Annotated in this window: 10 protein-coding genes; 4 read left to right on the top strand and 6 right to left on the bottom strand. The window is 56.1% G+C overall.

Annotation, left to right across the window (positions count from 1 at the left end):
- The first annotated feature begins 88 nt into the window (after positions 1 to 88).
- From BXP70_RS18845 to BXP70_RS18860, 4 genes are all read left to right on the top strand, one after another.
- Positions 89 to 1,009, top strand: coding sequence for a carbohydrate kinase family protein (locus tag BXP70_RS18845; RefSeq protein ID WP_317044476.1), 921 nt, complete (start codon positions 89 to 91; stop codon positions 1,007 to 1,009).
- Between the two features lie 47 nt (positions 1,010 to 1,056).
- On the top strand, positions 1,057 to 2,589 hold the full coding sequence (locus BXP70_RS18850) for a glycoside hydrolase family 32 protein (protein WP_086595667.1): 1,533 nt from the start codon (positions 1,057 to 1,059) through the stop codon (positions 2,587 to 2,589).
- A 166-nt stretch (positions 2,590 to 2,755) separates the two neighbouring features.
- Positions 2,756 to 4,276 (top strand): glycoside hydrolase family 32 protein, encoded by a 1,521-nt coding sequence (locus BXP70_RS18855; RefSeq protein WP_086595668.1) that lies wholly within the window; start codon positions 2,756 to 2,758, stop codon positions 4,274 to 4,276.
- A gap of 441 nt (positions 4,277 to 4,717) precedes the next feature.
- Positions 4,718 to 5,128 carry a hypothetical protein gene (locus BXP70_RS18860; RefSeq protein ID WP_086595669.1) on the top strand — a complete coding sequence of 137 codons (411 nt, stop codon included), beginning with the start codon at positions 4,718 to 4,720 and terminating at the stop codon, positions 5,126 to 5,128.
- A gap of 102 nt (positions 5,129 to 5,230) precedes the next feature.
- Here the strand turns inward: BXP70_RS18860 and BXP70_RS18865 are convergent, their stop codons facing one another.
- From BXP70_RS18865 to BXP70_RS18895, 6 genes are all read right to left on the bottom strand, one after another.
- The gene (locus tag BXP70_RS18865) at positions 5,231 to 6,526 is read right to left on the bottom strand and encodes an ATP-binding response regulator (protein ID WP_143436578.1); all 1,296 of its coding nucleotides are present in this window, start codon (positions 6,524 to 6,526) and stop codon (positions 5,231 to 5,233) included.
- A gap of 8 nt (positions 6,527 to 6,534) precedes the next feature.
- Positions 6,535 to 6,981, bottom strand: coding sequence for a response regulator (locus BXP70_RS18870; protein WP_086595671.1), 447 nt, complete (start codon positions 6,979 to 6,981; stop codon positions 6,535 to 6,537).
- Between the two features lie 4 nt (positions 6,982 to 6,985).
- Positions 6,986 to 9,286: an ATP-binding protein gene (locus tag BXP70_RS18875; RefSeq protein ID WP_086595672.1), complete on the bottom strand. Its 2,301-nt coding sequence runs from the start codon at positions 9,284 to 9,286 to the stop codon at positions 6,986 to 6,988.
- Positions 9,283 to 9,849: a biliverdin-producing heme oxygenase gene (locus BXP70_RS18880; RefSeq protein ID WP_179197742.1), complete on the bottom strand. Its 567-nt coding sequence runs from the start codon at positions 9,847 to 9,849 to the stop codon at positions 9,283 to 9,285. Before BXP70_RS18880 ends, BXP70_RS18875 begins: the two co-directional genes overlap by 4 nt.
- Positions 9,850 to 10,361: 512 nt before the next feature.
- Complete coding sequence (locus tag BXP70_RS18890; protein ID WP_086595675.1) at positions 10,362 to 11,978, bottom strand: RagB/SusD family nutrient uptake outer membrane protein; 1,617 nt, start codon at positions 11,976 to 11,978, stop codon at positions 10,362 to 10,364.
- Between the two features lie 24 nt (positions 11,979 to 12,002).
- Positions 12,003 to 15,353 carry a SusC/RagA family TonB-linked outer membrane protein gene (locus BXP70_RS18895; RefSeq protein WP_179197743.1) on the bottom strand — a complete coding sequence of 1,117 codons (3,351 nt, stop codon included), beginning with the start codon at positions 15,351 to 15,353 and terminating at the stop codon, positions 12,003 to 12,005.
- Between the last annotated feature and the right edge of the window lie 75 nt (positions 15,354 to 15,428).

The raw sequence follows: 15,428 nt of genomic DNA on the forward strand, positions 1-15,428 counted from the left end.
TTGAAGGGTCATGCGGAGCTGGCCGAAGCATCTCTACTGCAATGGTAATCATCTATTTTGGCGGTAGAGATGCTTCGACCAGCTCAGCATGACGCTCCTTTCTAAAAACGAAGATCTTATGCCTAATACCATCGTCTGTTTCGGCGAAACTCTCTGGGACGTACTGCCCACCGGCAAGCAGCCCGGCGGCGCACCTTTCAACGTAGCCATTCACTTGCACCAGCTGGGCCAGTCGGTGGAGATTATCAGCCGCATCGGCGACGACGACCTAGGAAAGGAACTGGTGGATTTTCTGCACGAGCGCGGCCTGCACACCAACTTCATGCAGCAAGGCCACACCCACCTTACGGGCGTGGTAAAAGCTAACGTCGACGACCGCAACGAAGTGGTGTACAAGATTGTACAGCCCGTGGCCTGGGACTACATCCAGTACGACGACACGCTCAGCGAGCTGGTCAGCGAGGCCGATATGTTCGTGTTTGGCAGCCTAGCCGCTCGCACGCCCGCCACGCGCGAAACCCTGTACCGCTTGCTCCAACAGGCCAAGTTTAAGGTGTTCGACGTGAACATGCGCCCGCCGCACTACACCCGCGAGGTGGTGCAGTACCTATTGGAGCACTGCGACTTAGTGAAGATGAACCACCACGAGCTAGCCGAAATTCTGGAGTGGTTTGGCAAGAGTGCCGAAGATGACTCGGCCTTGGAATGGCTAGCGACGCGCTTCAACTTGCAAGCCGTTTGCGTGACCCTAGGGGCCGACGGCGCCCAGCTGTGGACCAACGGACAACTGTACCGCAGCTCAGGCTTCTCCGTCGAGGTGCGCGACACCATCGGCAGCGGCGACGCCTTTTTGGCGGCGTTGCTCACGGGCTGGCAATCCGGGCTGGCGCCAGAAGAATGCTTGCGTCGTGCCTGCGCCACGGGTGCGCTAGTTGCCACTCACCAGGGGGCCACGCCCGTTATCAGCGAAGCCGATGTTGCCGAGCTGCTAGACGCCCGAGCCGTCTGACCTCCTGCCCCGATTCTGGTAGTTCCACCTTCGCACTCTCCCGCCCGATGAAAAGAACGCTCTTGCTGGGTCTGGCTTTCGCCGCCCAGGCCCACCTCAGCCTAGCCCAAACGGCCACCCCGCCTGCTACGCCGCAGTACCGGCCGGCCTACCACTTCACCCCGGCCGCGCACTGGATGAACGACCCCAACGGGCTGGTGTACTACCAGGGCACTTATCACCTGTTTTTCCAACACTACCCCGAAGCCATGGTGTGGGGCCCCATGCACTGGGGCCACGCCACCAGCGCCGACTTGGTGCATTGGCGCGAGCAGCCCATTGCCCTTTTTCCCGATAGCCTCGGCTATATCTTTTCGGGTAGCGCCGTGGTAGACAGCAAGAATACCAGCGGCTTTGGCAAAAACGGCCAAACGCCGCTGGTGGCCATCTTCACCCACCACGACCCCAAAGGCGACAAAGCCGGCACTTCCACGTTTCAAAATCAGAGCCTAGCGTATAGCCTCGACGCGGGCAAGACCTGGACCAAGTACGCTGGCAACCCGGTGCTCAAGAATCCTGGTATCCGTGACTTCCGCGACCCGAAGGTGAGTTGGAACGAGGCGACGAAGAAGTGGGTAATGACCCTCGCGACCAAAGACCGCATCACGTTTTTTTCGTCCCCGAACCTGAGAACCTGGACGAAGGAAAGTGAATTCGGCGAGAAGCTAGGCGCCCACGGTGGTGTGTGGGAGTGCCCCGACTTGTTCCCGCTCACCTTCAACGGCAAAACCCACTGGGTGCTGCTGGTGAGCGTGGGCTCGGGCGGGCTTCATGGCGGCTCCGGCATTCAGTATTTCGTGGGTCAGTTCGACGGCCACACGTTTACCCCGAGCTCTACCCAAACCCGGTGGGTGGATCAGGGCAAGGACAACTACGCCGGCGTGACGTGGGCCAACACCGGGGCGCGGCGCATTTTCCAAGGGTGGATGACTAACCTAGAGTACTCGGGGCAGGTGCCTACTTCGCCCTGGCGCAGCGCCCTCACGATACCGCGGGAGCTAGCCCTGCGCCAAGTCGGCCAGGACGTTTGGCTGGCGGCGCAGCCGGTGGCGGAAGTCAACAAGCTGTTGCAGCCCGGCAGCACGACCCTGCAAAACCTACCTGTAACTAAAGAACTCGACTTGAGCAGCCGCCTGCCAGGCTTGGCAGGTGCCGGCAACCGATTTCAGCTCAAGCTCAGCACCAAGCAGCTAGCAGGCTTCTCCCTTGTGCTCGCCAATAGCCGCGGCGAGGAATTGGTGATTGGCTACGACCAGCCGACCAACGCCTACTACGTAGACCGCCAGAAGGCAGGCAAGGCCGATTTCAACGACAAATTTGCCGGCCGCTACACCGCGCCGCGCCGGGCCACCATCCCCGCCGCTGACCTAACGCTGCTGTTCGATGCTAGCTCAGTAGAAGTCTTCGCCGACAATGGCCTGACCGTCATGACGGAATTGTTCTTCCCAACCGAACCCTTCAGCACCATCAAGCTACGCTCCGACGCGGGCCTGGTCGTCAGTGACCTAGCCTACGCCAAACTAGTTGCCGACGCGAAGTAACACGCGCCTTTCCCTGGCGCACCTAGGCTGCTGACACCTAGCCAGCATTACAATATCTATTCTGTTGAGCGGCTAGGCTGCCTCGCTCTCGGAAGCGCACACAGCGGCCCCCGCCCCAAAACCACCGCGACGACGCAGCCCTTGCATCTGCTTTTCTACTCTGTTTATGAAAAAATCCCTCCTTCTGACGCTTTCCTTATTCGGCGCAGCACAATTGGCCCTAGGTCAAACACCTACCCCGCCTGCTACGCCACAATACCGGCCGGCCTACCATTTCAGCCCCGCCGCCCACTGGATGAATGACCCCAACGGCATGGTGTTCTACCAGGGTACCTACCACTTGTTTTTTCAGTATTACCCCAAGGCAAGCGTGTGGGGCCCCATGCACTGGGGTCACGCCACCAGCACCGATCTAGTGAAATGGCAGGAACAGCCCATTGCCCTTTTTCCCGATAGTCTAGGGTACATTTTCTCCGGCAGCGCCGTGGTAGACAGCAAGAATACCAGCGGCTTTGGCAAAAACGGCCAAACGCCGCTGGTGGCCATCTTCACCCACCACGACCCCAAAGAGGAAAAGAAAGGCACCAACAAGCACCAGAACCAGAGCCTCGCTTACAGCCTCGACGCGGGCAAGACCTGGACGAAGTACACCGGCAACCCGGTGCTGAAAAACCCCGGCATTCAGGACTTTCGCGACCCAAAGGTGAGCTGGCACGAAGCCAGCAAGAAGTGGGTAATGACCCTCGCGACCAAAGACCGTATCACGTTTTTTTCGTCCCCGAACCTGAAAGACTGGACCAAGCTCAGCGAGTTTGGCGAGAAGCTAGGCGCCCACGGCGGCGTGTGGGAGTGCCCCGACTTGTTTCCGCTCACCCTCAACGGCAAAACCCACTGGGTGCTGATTGTCAACCTGAACCCTGGCGGCCCGAACGGCGGCTCGGCCACGCAGTACTTCGTGGGCAACTTCGACGGCAGGACGTTCACCCCGAGCAGCACCAAAACCAAATGGGCCGACTACGGCCCCGACGACTACGCGGGCGTGACCTGGAACAACACCGGCAACCGCCGCATCTTCCTGGGTTGGATGAGCAACTGGGACTACGCCAACCAAGTGCCCACTTCGCCCTGGCGCAACGCCACCACCGTGCCCCGCGAGCTAGCCCTACGGCAAGTAGGCCAGGATATTTACTTAGCGTCGCAGCCCGTGAAGGAGCTCAGCAAGCTAGCCCAGCCGGCCGTCGTGCTGAAGGACGTGGCCGTAAACAAAGAATACGACCTAGCATCGATGATCAAGAACCCTGGCGACAAGTTTCAGTTGAAGCTCAGTGCCAAGCAGCTAGCTAGTTTTTCGTTGGTGTTGTCGAACAGCAAAGGCGAAGAGCTGGTCATCGGCTACGACAAGGCCAAGAACCAGTACTTCATCGACCGCACGAAGGCTGGGCAATCAGGCTTCAGCAATAAGTTCGCGGGCCGCCATGTGGCCCCGCGCTTGGCCACCACGTCCGGCACCGACCTCACTCTCTTCTTCGATGCTAGCTCAGTGGAGCTGTTTGCCGACCAGGGCCTGACGGTGATGAGTGAGCTGTTTTTCCCCTCTGAGGTACTGTCTACGCTGAAATTAAAATCGGATAGTGCCTTTGCAGTGCAAGAGCTAGCCTATTCGAGCATGACGCCGCCGATGAAGTAGCCGCCGATTTCTTTCTATTTTCGCCCCATTGTTCCCAAACTCCAAGCTCAAGAAGCATTGGAAAGGGAGCGATGGGGCGTTGGTTTTCATTCAAGGCTGTCTCGCGCAAATTACGCATTAAAAAATTATAAAGTATTTAAACTATATTTATATGTTTGCGTACTATTCCCAGTTGGCAACATCCCGTTATTGTGCGTATATCCTTTATATAAATAGCTCAAGTGTAAAATAATCACCTCAGAAGATAAATGCCTGATTTTTGTGGGTATGCATTACAACTGAGGTAAAAACCTATTCTGAGCGTATCAACTACGTGTCCTCTAATCAAAATACTTACATTATCTTGTCGTTAAGTGACAATAGTTGCCTTCCTCGTTCGTACATAAGTGTTGGTTCTTCTTTTGATTTTTCCGACCTGATCATTTCTCCACCTACTACTTTATGAAGCTTCTGCTCCCTTCTCTTGTTTTTTGCGCGCTGCTAGGTGCTTGCTCCAAAAAGAACAATGATCCTAAAATTGATCCTACCTGGTACACTACGCCTACCAATCGTTTGCAGCTAGTAGTGCCTTCTAAATATGGCCCTGCTCAAGACTCCGTAGCCGTAATTTTCCGCAATCCTGATGCCGTGAAAGTACGCTACCACTTCTTGCTGCGGCGATATACCGGCGTTAACTACGTCCAAATTGCTGATGATTATACCCGGCTCCTGAATCCCAAAGAGAACCAACAAATTAACTACTCGACCCTGCCAACCGGCCAGTATGTATACGGGCAGGATGCTATCCGGCTAGTACTGGAAAACGCTGACACAAAGGAAGTGTACGGCGACTTTAAGCTTACTACTGACTAATCTAGCCCCTCGCTAGCCTTCTGTTAAAGCACAAAAAGCCCCCGCTTCTAGCTAGAAGCGGGGGCTTTTGCTTAGCTCTATCCGAGTGTATACCTAGTGTTTCTATAAGTGGTCGACAGCCGTATGCTGCGGGGCATTTTTTTCGCCAGATGGCTTAGCCGGTGCTACCGCCTGCAGGTACACGCGGAACGTAGTGCCCTCCCCTACCCTGCTATCTACTTCAATATGGCCATTTTGCGACTGCACCAAGCGGTTGACGAGAAACAGGCCCACGCCCGTACCCGAGCTAGCCTGCGGATGAAAGCGCCGGAACAGTTGAAACAGCTCTTTGCCGTGCACCTGCATATTCATACCTAGGCCATTGTCGCTTACCTCCAGCACGGGTTGGCCGGCAGCCAGGTAGGTGCATACCTGCACGCGCGCCGGCCGCTCGGGGTGCCGATACTTCAGGGAGTTGGCCAGCAGGTTGAGCAGAATTGTGCGCAGGTTGCTGCGTACATACGTCAGTTCGGGCAAGGCGCTAAAGTCGGTTTGTACGTCAGCTTGCGCGGCTTGCAGCTGCGGACGCAGGGTTTGCAACACTTGGTTGGCGAGTTCGGCTACTCGCACGGGCTCGGCTATTAGCGTCCCCGATTGACGCGCCACCTGTACCACATCCGACAAATCGGTGATGGTAGTAGTGAGGGCACGCAACGAGTCGTCCAGCAACTGCCAGATTTGCGCCGCATCTGGGTCGTTGACGGTAGCCGTGCGGTGCAGTTCCTCGAACAGACCGCGCAGGTTATGCACTGGCTGCCGCAGGTCGTGGGAGGCCGCGTACACAAAGTTGTCGAGGTCAGCGTTGGTACGGGCTAGCTCTTGGTTGGTCGTGGCCAGCTCCTGGTTGGTAAGCGTAAGCAGCTTGTTCTGGTGGTTGATTTGCTGCCGCGCCTCCGTCAGGCTTTCCACGGAAGCACGCAGCTGCTGGTTTACTTCTTGCAGCTCCTGATGATGGCGCGCCACGCCCTGGCGCCATTCATTTTTCTCGATGGCGTGCATTACAGTTTTACACAACAACTCCTTGTCAAACTGTTGCTTCACCAAATAATCTAAAGCACCACCGTTCAGCGCGTTAACCGCGAGCCGTTCGTTACCGCCGCCAGTAATCATCACAACGCATAGGCTGTCGGCCGGCGCTAGGTCCCGTAGTTCTTTCAGCAGCGTGAGGCCGTCGGTATCCAGTAGGTTGTAATCGAGCAATACGCAGTCAGGACGCAGGGCCTGGAATTGGGCAAGAGCCTCTTCGCCAGAGCCGGCTTCGTACGTTTGAAAGGTCGCACAATCTGCATGTTTGCTCAAGTACCGCTTATAGAGCATGCGGTCCTGCTCGCTGTCGTCAACGAGTAAAATCTTTTTCACCAAGCAAGCTAATTCACCGACGGCAACTCCGCCGTGTCCAACCAATAATGAATTGTCAATCGAATTTTCTCCTCCAACGCGGCATACTCAATCGGCTTAGTCAAGTAGCTGTTGGCACCTAGCTGATAGCAATCCTCGATGTCGCGAATGCTGGAAGAAGTGCTAAAAATAATAACCGGGATAGAATGTAGCCGCGGATCTTGCTTGAGCACGCTGAGCACAGCCCGCCCGTCGGTGCCGGGCAGGTTCAGGTCAAGCAGCACAATGGCGGGTAGCGTTTGTGGCCAGCCAATAGCCTTACCATAACCTTGTAGGTACTCCAAAGCTTGGTCACCATCTTCGCAACGCAGCACGGGGTTCCGGAGTGCATGTTTGCGGAAAGCGCGGCCCAACGCCGTGAAGTCCTCGGCACTGTCCTCTACTACTAGAACGGGTTTGAGGAGCGAAGAAGCCATGTATTTATAGGTGTTTGGATACTGAAAAGTAAAATGTGGCACCTTGCCCCAAGGCAGATTCCACCCATAGGGTGCCGCCGTGTTTTTCAACCATTTTTTTGGCAATAGCTAACCCCGCGCCCGTACCTCCGCCGTATTTATCTTGGCCATGTAGCCGTTTAAATAACTTGAAAATACTCTCGTGGTGCTTGGGGTCAATGCCAATGCCATTGTCACGTACGTAAAACACGTGAAAATCATCATGGTTCACAAGCCTTTTCTGTTCAGCTTCGTTTTCAGAAATTGTTCCGATGACGACCTGCTTCTCAAGTTCGTTGCTATAACGCATGGCATTGGTTAACAAGTTATTGAAAACCTCCTGCATTCTTACCCGGTCACAGCGCACGGTGGGCAATGGCCGAATTATATCTACCGTGGTCAGGGTTTGCTCAAGACGCGGTGCAAGCAGCTCCAGTACGCCAGTCAGCAACTCATTTATATCTGTTTCTTCTACCACTAGTTCCAGGCGGCCCACGCGAGAAAGCTGGAGCAGCGACTCAATCAGCCCTTCCATACGCTGGCTCAGCCGCACCAGCGTTTGCAGCTTGGACACGCCGTCTTCGTCGAGCTTATCTGCGTAATCTTCGAGCAGGAACAGCGAGTAGTTGTGAATGCCCCGAAGCGGCTCTTTGAGGTCGTGGGAAGCTACGTAGGCAAAGGAATCGAGCTCGTCATTGCTGCGCTCCAGTTCCGCATTGAGGCGGCCTAGGCTAGCTGCCCGGGTTTGCAGCTCATTAAATACCTTTAGGCGCACGTCGGAAATATGCAGGCGAATCTCGTTGGCGGCGTCAATCTCGACTTGCTTCCACGGCGTTGCCGCGTTTTCTACCAGTTGCTTCCAGGCTTCAAACGACTGCCGCGGCGACAGGAAGACTTGGCCATCACTGAGGGTTTCCACTTTTTGATGCTGCCCAGCCCAGGTCACCGACTGAATAACTTCGGGCCGGAACCAAATGATATAGTTACCTGGGGCATCGGCTAGCGAAATAGCAAGGATACCACTGGCCGTAGCCCGAATCGATAAGCCTGCCGGATTCTGCTGAACGTAGGAATTCGTGTAAAAAAGATCCGTCGATGCATTCTCCTGCAACCAGTCGAGTAGGTCCTGAACCTGACTTTTCGTGGGCGTATTACCGAGGGTAATAATCTCGTCATCAAAGCAGATGGCCGCGCCGCCGCAGTCGAATACGTGTAGCAGGTTGGTTTCGTGCTTGTAGAGCCCTTCGACAAAGTTGGCGTTGCTGGATACATGCTCGAGTAGGTGCACTTGGCTCTCGCGGATGCGCAGCTGGTACTCCTGCTGGTCGTGCTGCTCCTTGGTTTTGATAAGGGCCGAGAACGTCTTGCCAATAAACTGGCACAAATCGCGAATCTCGTAGCTCACCAGCTTGGGCGTGCGATGATGGCAGGTGATCATGCCCCACAGCTGCCCATCTTTCACGAGCGAAATGGTCATAGTGGCAGCCGAGCCCATGTTGTGCAGGTACTGCAGGTGAATCGGCGACACGCTACGCAGCACCGAGTACGTCATATCGGGGGGCCGATTGGTACGCGGGTTGTTCACTGGCACGAGCCGCGCCGGCTTGTAGGAAGCATCCGGAATAAAACGCAGCCAGTTTTTTAGGTACATGGCCCTAGCCTGCTTCGGAATATCGGTGGCGGGGTAATGCAGCCCTAACCACGTATCGAGGTCTTCATGCTTGGCTTCGGCAATGATTTCGCCGCTTTCGTCTTCGGCAAAGCGGTAGATGGCCACCCGGTCGAAGTTGGTGAGGCCCCGCACTTGCTCCACCGTATACTGGCAGAAGGTGAGCACCTTATCGGCGGCCAGCATCTTTCCCAGCGCCTCGTTCAGCATCGACAAGTCGACTCCGCTTGCTGGGCTCTCTACCACCGGCTCAAACTCCAGCCACAGCAGCTTGTCGTGGCGGTGTAGAATAATCTTGTAAAAGGGATGCTCAGCCACGTGTTCGAGGCGCGCGCCCAGCAGCTTCGCATTTTCCGTAAGGCCTGCTTGCAACTGCTGAATTTCGGCCACGCACGCTGGTCCTAGCAGCCGGTCGAGGCCGGCCCCGACCAGTTCTTCGGCAGGAATACCGAGGAGGGCCAACGTATTTTCACTTGCCTGCACAATGCGCAAGGTTTGCTCGTGCAAGCACAGCAAGAAACCATACGGCTGGATAGCACCCGGAATATGAATAGGCTCCCGGTCGCAGTTTGTTAAGTTGATCTCAGCGTTCAGCAGGCGCTCGTCGGTATGATTCATGGTTGCTGGAGCCAGGCTTCTAAGTGTTGAAACGTGCGACTGGCCGATTGCACAATCTCGTCGTGGTTGGTTTCGGTGGCAGCCTGCGTCAGTAAAGAACAGAAAGACTTCCACATCGGGCCGGTTTGCTCGCCGTACCCCTTGAAGTAGGTACGGGTCGGAATGCCGGCTTTGGCTAGCTGCCGGGCAATTACCTGTCCGCCGAGCGTAGAGCCCTCCAGTACGTACATGGCCCCGAGTAGTTGAGGCCACGTTTGCAACGGTGGCATAGCAGGGCAGCGCGGCAAGCTAGCGGCAGGCACTTGCAAATCTTGCAGGATCAGATGCGCACGGGAGCGGCGCTCTATCTCCCAAGCTTCCGGCAACGCATGTTGCCAAAGCTGCTCCTCATAGGGTTGCAGAAACCCGTACAGCTTTCTCAGGAAGTGTTCCGTTGCCTCCCGCGATGGGACGCCCGCCGTCAATTCTTGATTGAAGCTATTCTGCTCCAACGCATCGTGGTACGGACGCGTTTCGGAGCGCAGACGTTGAAGAATTTCGGGTACGCTAGAAGAAGAAAGCATGCAAAGAATAAACGAAGCCAAGCAAAGGCCCGGCAGAAAAAGCAGCCAAGAGAGAAACCGCAAATTTACCAGCTGCGCGTGACAACACCCTAACATGTTTGGCCGGTTTGAGTTTCACTTCTACCCTGCCAAGCAAGCAACTTTCACCTGCAAAGGAGAAACCACTTTTGACAAGCTCATCTGTGACCTGGCAGCAGAAAAGAAACCTAGGCTGCCAGGAAAAGACGACGGCTATGCAGAGATGAAGGAAGCGACTTGTACACTTACCAGCTTGTCATCCAGGATAAGTATTACTACGGATAACGAAAAGGCCTTCCGCAGCTGCGGAAGGCCTTTTGTATGGTATAGGAAGTCAGCTTGGAAAGCTATGTGTACCCATCTGTTCGCTAGGAACCTACTTACTAGCTAAACGCCCCACTCTACCACGTGTAAAGCAGGGCGCTAGCCTACGTGATGTTTAGCGATGAACCTAGGTGCTTTGGCTTATGAAAGCACGTCCGCCTATGCGTTAATTACAAATAGCCTGGATTCTGGGGTAGTTTCCAACTCTGAGCGTCATTCAGCGAGATAGGTAGCAGGGGCATCGGGTTTACCGAGGTTTCGGTTGCAACGTGCGATGCAGCCCGAGCCCGTACATCAGCTGGCAGGGTGCTCAGGTAGCGGCCCGTGCGAACCAGGTCCCAAAAACGAAGCGACTCCTCGCCAAACTCGACCCGGCGCTCGTGCCAGATGGCGTTGAGCAGGGCCGAACCCGACAGGCTAGGTGAGAGGTCGGGCAAGGCATTAGCGGGCGTGTTAGCGGGCTCATAGGCCAGTGAACCAATCGTGGTGCCCGGAGGACGAGTGGATTTTTTGGCGCGTTGCCGCACTTGGTTTACTAAGCCAATAGCTTCACCGCTCTTATTAAGCTGCGCGGCCGCTTCGGCTTTCATCAGCAGGATGTCGGCGTAGCGAATTTTACGGATGTTCTGGGGGCCCGACTCCGGGGCGTTGGGGGCGATAATGGCCGCCTTGCGGTTGAAGTAGCCAGTAGCATTCTGCGTGATATCAACGGGGTTGAGGATACCCAGCACAATGTCGTTGTTTTTGATAATCGTGACTTCCTTGCGCGGGTCGTTAGGCTCAAACTCGTCTACCAAGCTCTGCGTGGGGTTATTAAATCCGTAGCCAAACGTCTTGCGGTTATTCTGAAAAATATTGTTAGTCGTACCTACCGAGATAGGGCCGTAGCCGTCGTTGGAGGTCGCGAACTGAATCTCGAACAGCGACTCGCTGCTATTCTCGCCAATCTCCTGGTGAATGGCCGCGTAATTGGCCAGCAGGCTGTACTGACCCGACGAGATGATGGTGCTCGTGATGTCGTACACTTCCTGCCAGGTGTGGTTGTTGCCATTCACGGTGCCCAGCTGGTACATGATGGCGCGGGCTAGGTAGCCGTTGGCGGCGCCCTTGGTGGCCCGGCCTAGGTCGGCGCCCGCGTAGGCGCTCTTCTCGGGCAGCAGGGTAGCAGCGGCCTTCAGGTCCTTCTCGATGAAAGCGTAGGTCTCGGCAATGGTAGCGCGGCTTACGTTGGACGCCTCGGCGGGCGTCACGGTCTTCTCAAATAGCGGCACGCCGCCGAAGCCTTTCACCAAGTTGAAGTAGAAATACGCCCGCAGAAACAAGGCTTCGCCCTTCAAGCGCGATTTCAGCCCCGCGTCAATAGTACCAGCATCGATGTTGTTAATGACCGTATTAGCCCGCGCAATACCCGTAAAGCTGTGTACCCACAGCGTGGTAACGGTCTGGTTGGACGGCGGAATGTTCCAGGTTTTGAGTTCGATGAGGGGCAGAAAGTCGCTGGCCGAGCTGCCTCCTTTTTCGGAATCATCGGTCATCAGGTCCCCAAACATCCATTCGTAAGTCTGAGCTACGTACTGGCCGCTCGGGTCGCCCCACTTGGGCCCCTGGTCCCAGGCGGTCACGTCGTACACGGCGTTGATGGCCTGTACGGCATTGGTGGGGTCTTTGAAGAGATTATCCTGGGTAGTGGTACCTAGGGGCTCTTTGTCCAGAAAGTCTTTGCAGCCCGGAGCAAGAGCAGTAGTGAGCAGTAGGCCGAGCAATATGGCGGCGCGAGTGGGTTTCATATAAAGCGGGAAGGAAAAAGCTGATTAAAACTGCACGTTGAAGCCCAAGCGGTAGGTGCGCGCCTGCGGGTAGTTACCGTAGTCCACGCCGTACGACAGGGGGTTGTTGTAGTTAGCTACGGTCGATATTTCGGGGTCGTAGCCCGTGTACTTGGTGAGGGTGAACACGTTATCAACCGAGGCAAACACCCGGGCACCTTTCACCTGAACCTTGTCTAGCAGTGCCTTAGGCAGCGTGTAGCCTAGCTCCATGTTGCGGGCGCGTAGGTAGCTCGCGTCCTCCACGTAGCGGCTGCTAAAGCGGTCGTTGCCGTTGGTGTCGGTCGAGGTCACGCGGGGCTGGTTACTGTTGGGGTTGCTGGGCGTCCAGCGGTCCATGCGGTTCGCGTAGAAATTGCTCCACACACCCACAAAGTCGGCCGATTTCGACAGGTTGAAGGCCCCGCCGTTGATAACTTCGGCGCCCTGCACGCCGTAGAGCAACATCCGGAAGTCGAAGCCCGAGTAGTTCAGGTTCAGCGAGGCGCCATAGCTGAAGTTAGGCGTGCCGCTGCCTAGGTACGTGTTGTCGGAAGCCGTGATGGTGCCGTCGCCGTTCGTATCCTGGTAGCGCACATCGCCGGGCTTGGCCCCGGGCTGCACCAGCCCACCAGCGGCATTTTTGTACGCGTCAATTTCGCCCTGATTGTGAAACACGCCCTGGGCTTTCAAGCCGTAGTAGAAGGCTATTTCGCGGCCTACGTCGGTAAGGGTAGTATTGCCGATTTGCGGGAGCACATTGCCAGCAGCAATGGCATTACCGCCCCCTAGGCTGGTTACTTCGTTGTTGATTTTAGTGAAGTTAACCCCTACGTTGTACTGCAGCTTGCCAATGGCATTACGGTAGCTCAGCGCCAGCTCTAGGCCACGGTTGCGCAGCGAACCTACGTTGGCAGGAGCAGGAGCCTGCCCCACGTAATCGGGCACCGGCGACAAGGCAATCATGTCCTTGGTGCGGCGCTCAAAATAGTCGGCCGTAAGCGTCAGCTTGCTATTAAAAAACTCGGCATCAAGGCCCACGTCGGTGGTGATGGCCGTTTCCCACTTCAGGTCCGGGTTGTTAATTTGGCTGATGGCCAAGCCGGGAGCGGCCACTCCGTTGAAGGAGTAGATCTGGTTGTTACGCGCTACCGAGGCGTAGCCGTAGTTGGGGGCAGCGTTCTGGTTGCCTACCTCGCCGTAGCTAGTCCGTAGCTTCAGCACTGATAAGTAGCTTACATCCTTGAGGAACTGCTCATTGGAGATGTTCCAGGCCGCCCCTACCGACGGGAACGTGCCGGTACGCACTGGCCCGAGGAATTTCGACGTCTGGTCGAAGCGCAACGTACCCGTCACGAGGTAACGGTCGCGGAAGTTATAGTTAGCCCGGCCGAAGTAAGAGGATAAGCTACCATCGTACTGGCTGCTGCGCACCACATTGCCGGTGCTGCGCGAGGCCGAAGCGTATTGCAGCGAAGCATCAAGTGGCACGTTGTAAGCCGTGATGGAGATGCCGTTGCCGTAGCCGCGTTGCGCCTCCTGGCCTAGGGTAAAGGAGAGGTTACTGTTATCAGCAAACGTTTTGTTGTAGTTGAAGTAGTTCGACCACACCCAGCTCACGTTTTCGTTGCGCGTTTCGATGAGCGCGCTCTGGGCCCGCTGGTCTACTGGGCCAATGTAGTACTGCGGCTGGTATACTTTGGGGTGGTTGTTGAAGTAGTTAATGCCGAACGTGGAGCGGAACGACAACCCCTTGAACAGCGAAATATCGAGGTAGCTGCTGGTGAATAGGTTGTTGTTCTGAAGCTTGTTATACTTCTGCTCGTCGAGGAGACGCGGCACGTTCAGCGCGTTGCGCGTGATAACGTCGTCGTTGTAAGTCCCATTGGGGCCGAACGGGTTGAGAACCGGGTTTATTTGCTGCGCATATTGCAGTATCGTGTAGGGCTGCGAGCCCCCCTGGCCATCGCCGCTGCCCGTCTGGTTGTTGTTGGTAAACGTAGCCGCCACGCCCGCCTTGATGCGCTTGGTGAGCACCACGTCGTCATTCACCCGAATCACGAACTTCTTAAAGCCCGAATTCTTAATAATGCCGTTTTGCTGAAAGTAGCTGCCGCTCACGAGGTAGCGGTTTTGCTCGGAGCCGCCTGAGGCCGATAAACTGTAGTTGGTAATCAAGCCCTTCTGGGTTACCAAATCTTGGTAATCAACCCCTTCAGCATTAGTAGCAATGGCGTCTTGCAACCGTGCGCCGTAGTCGGGCAGCGGCTTCCCGGCGTTGGTGAAGGCCTCCGTCACGAGCGTCGAGTACTGGGCGGCGTTGGTGAGGGGCAACGTGTGCCGGATTTGCTGAAAGCCGGTGTAGCCAGAAAAGTTGAACTGCGTGGCGCCCGCCTTGCCGTGCTTGGTGGTGATCAGTACCACGCCGTTGGCCCCGCGCGAGCCGTAGATAGCTGTGGCCGAAGCATCTTTCAAAATCTCGGTCGACTCGATGTCGGCGGGCAGCAAAAAGCCGATGTCGCTGGTCTGGATGCCGTCCACTACGTACAGCGGGTCGCTGTTGTTAATAGTGCCCACGCCCCGCACCCGAATGCGGGTGCCCGAGCCCGGCTGGCCGCTGTTGGAAGTCACTTCTACGCCGGCCACGCGGCCTTGCAGCGCCTGCACAGGGTCGGAGGTAGCTACTTGCGTGAGCTGCGCGCTGGTAACCGAGGCTACAGCGCCCGTAAGGTCACTTTTGCGGGCGGTGCCGTAGCCAATTACTACTACTTCGTTCAGGGCCTGCGTGTCTTCGGCCAGCGTCACGGTCAGGTTGCTGGTGGCGCCTGTTACGGGTACTTCTTTGCGTGTGAAGCCGACGAAGCTGAATACGAGTACGCTATTCTCGGGTGCTTGTAGGGTAAAGCTGCCGTCGGGGCCAGTGCCCGCGCCGATTGAAGTTCCCTTCACCACGACCGTTACGCCGGGCAAGCCTGCGCCTTTCGCGTCTACTACTCGGCCTGCAACCGTTACATCTTGCCTACCGGAAACGTTTGCGGGAGCAGAACTGGCTAAAGGTATTTTAGTGATTACATAATAATTGGCACGCAGCTGCTTAAACTGTAAGTCAGCTTGAGCTAGCACTGCTTGCAGTTTTTCTTCCAGCTTTTCTGGCCCCTCTTGGGGTATTACGCGCTTGTCTTCTACCACATCACTGTCGTAGGCAATGGTGCTTTTGTACTGCTTTTCCCATTGCCGGAGCAATCGAGACAGAGGTACCGCTTGGGTTAATGGATTGGCGCCGGGGGCTGCCTGCTGCCGTGCAGAAGCTAGGACTTGTGCCACGACGGCAGAGCCAGAAGCATCTAGCAGCAGCATACCAGTTGCAACGCAAGCGGAGCAAAACAGGTATCTGTTTGTTCGGGTACGAGGTAAATTCATGTGAGAAAGAGG

The sequence above is a fragment of the Hymenobacter crusticola genome, assembly GCF_002154225.1.
GTDB lineage: Bacteria > Bacteroidota > Bacteroidia > Cytophagales > Hymenobacteraceae > Hymenobacter > Hymenobacter crusticola.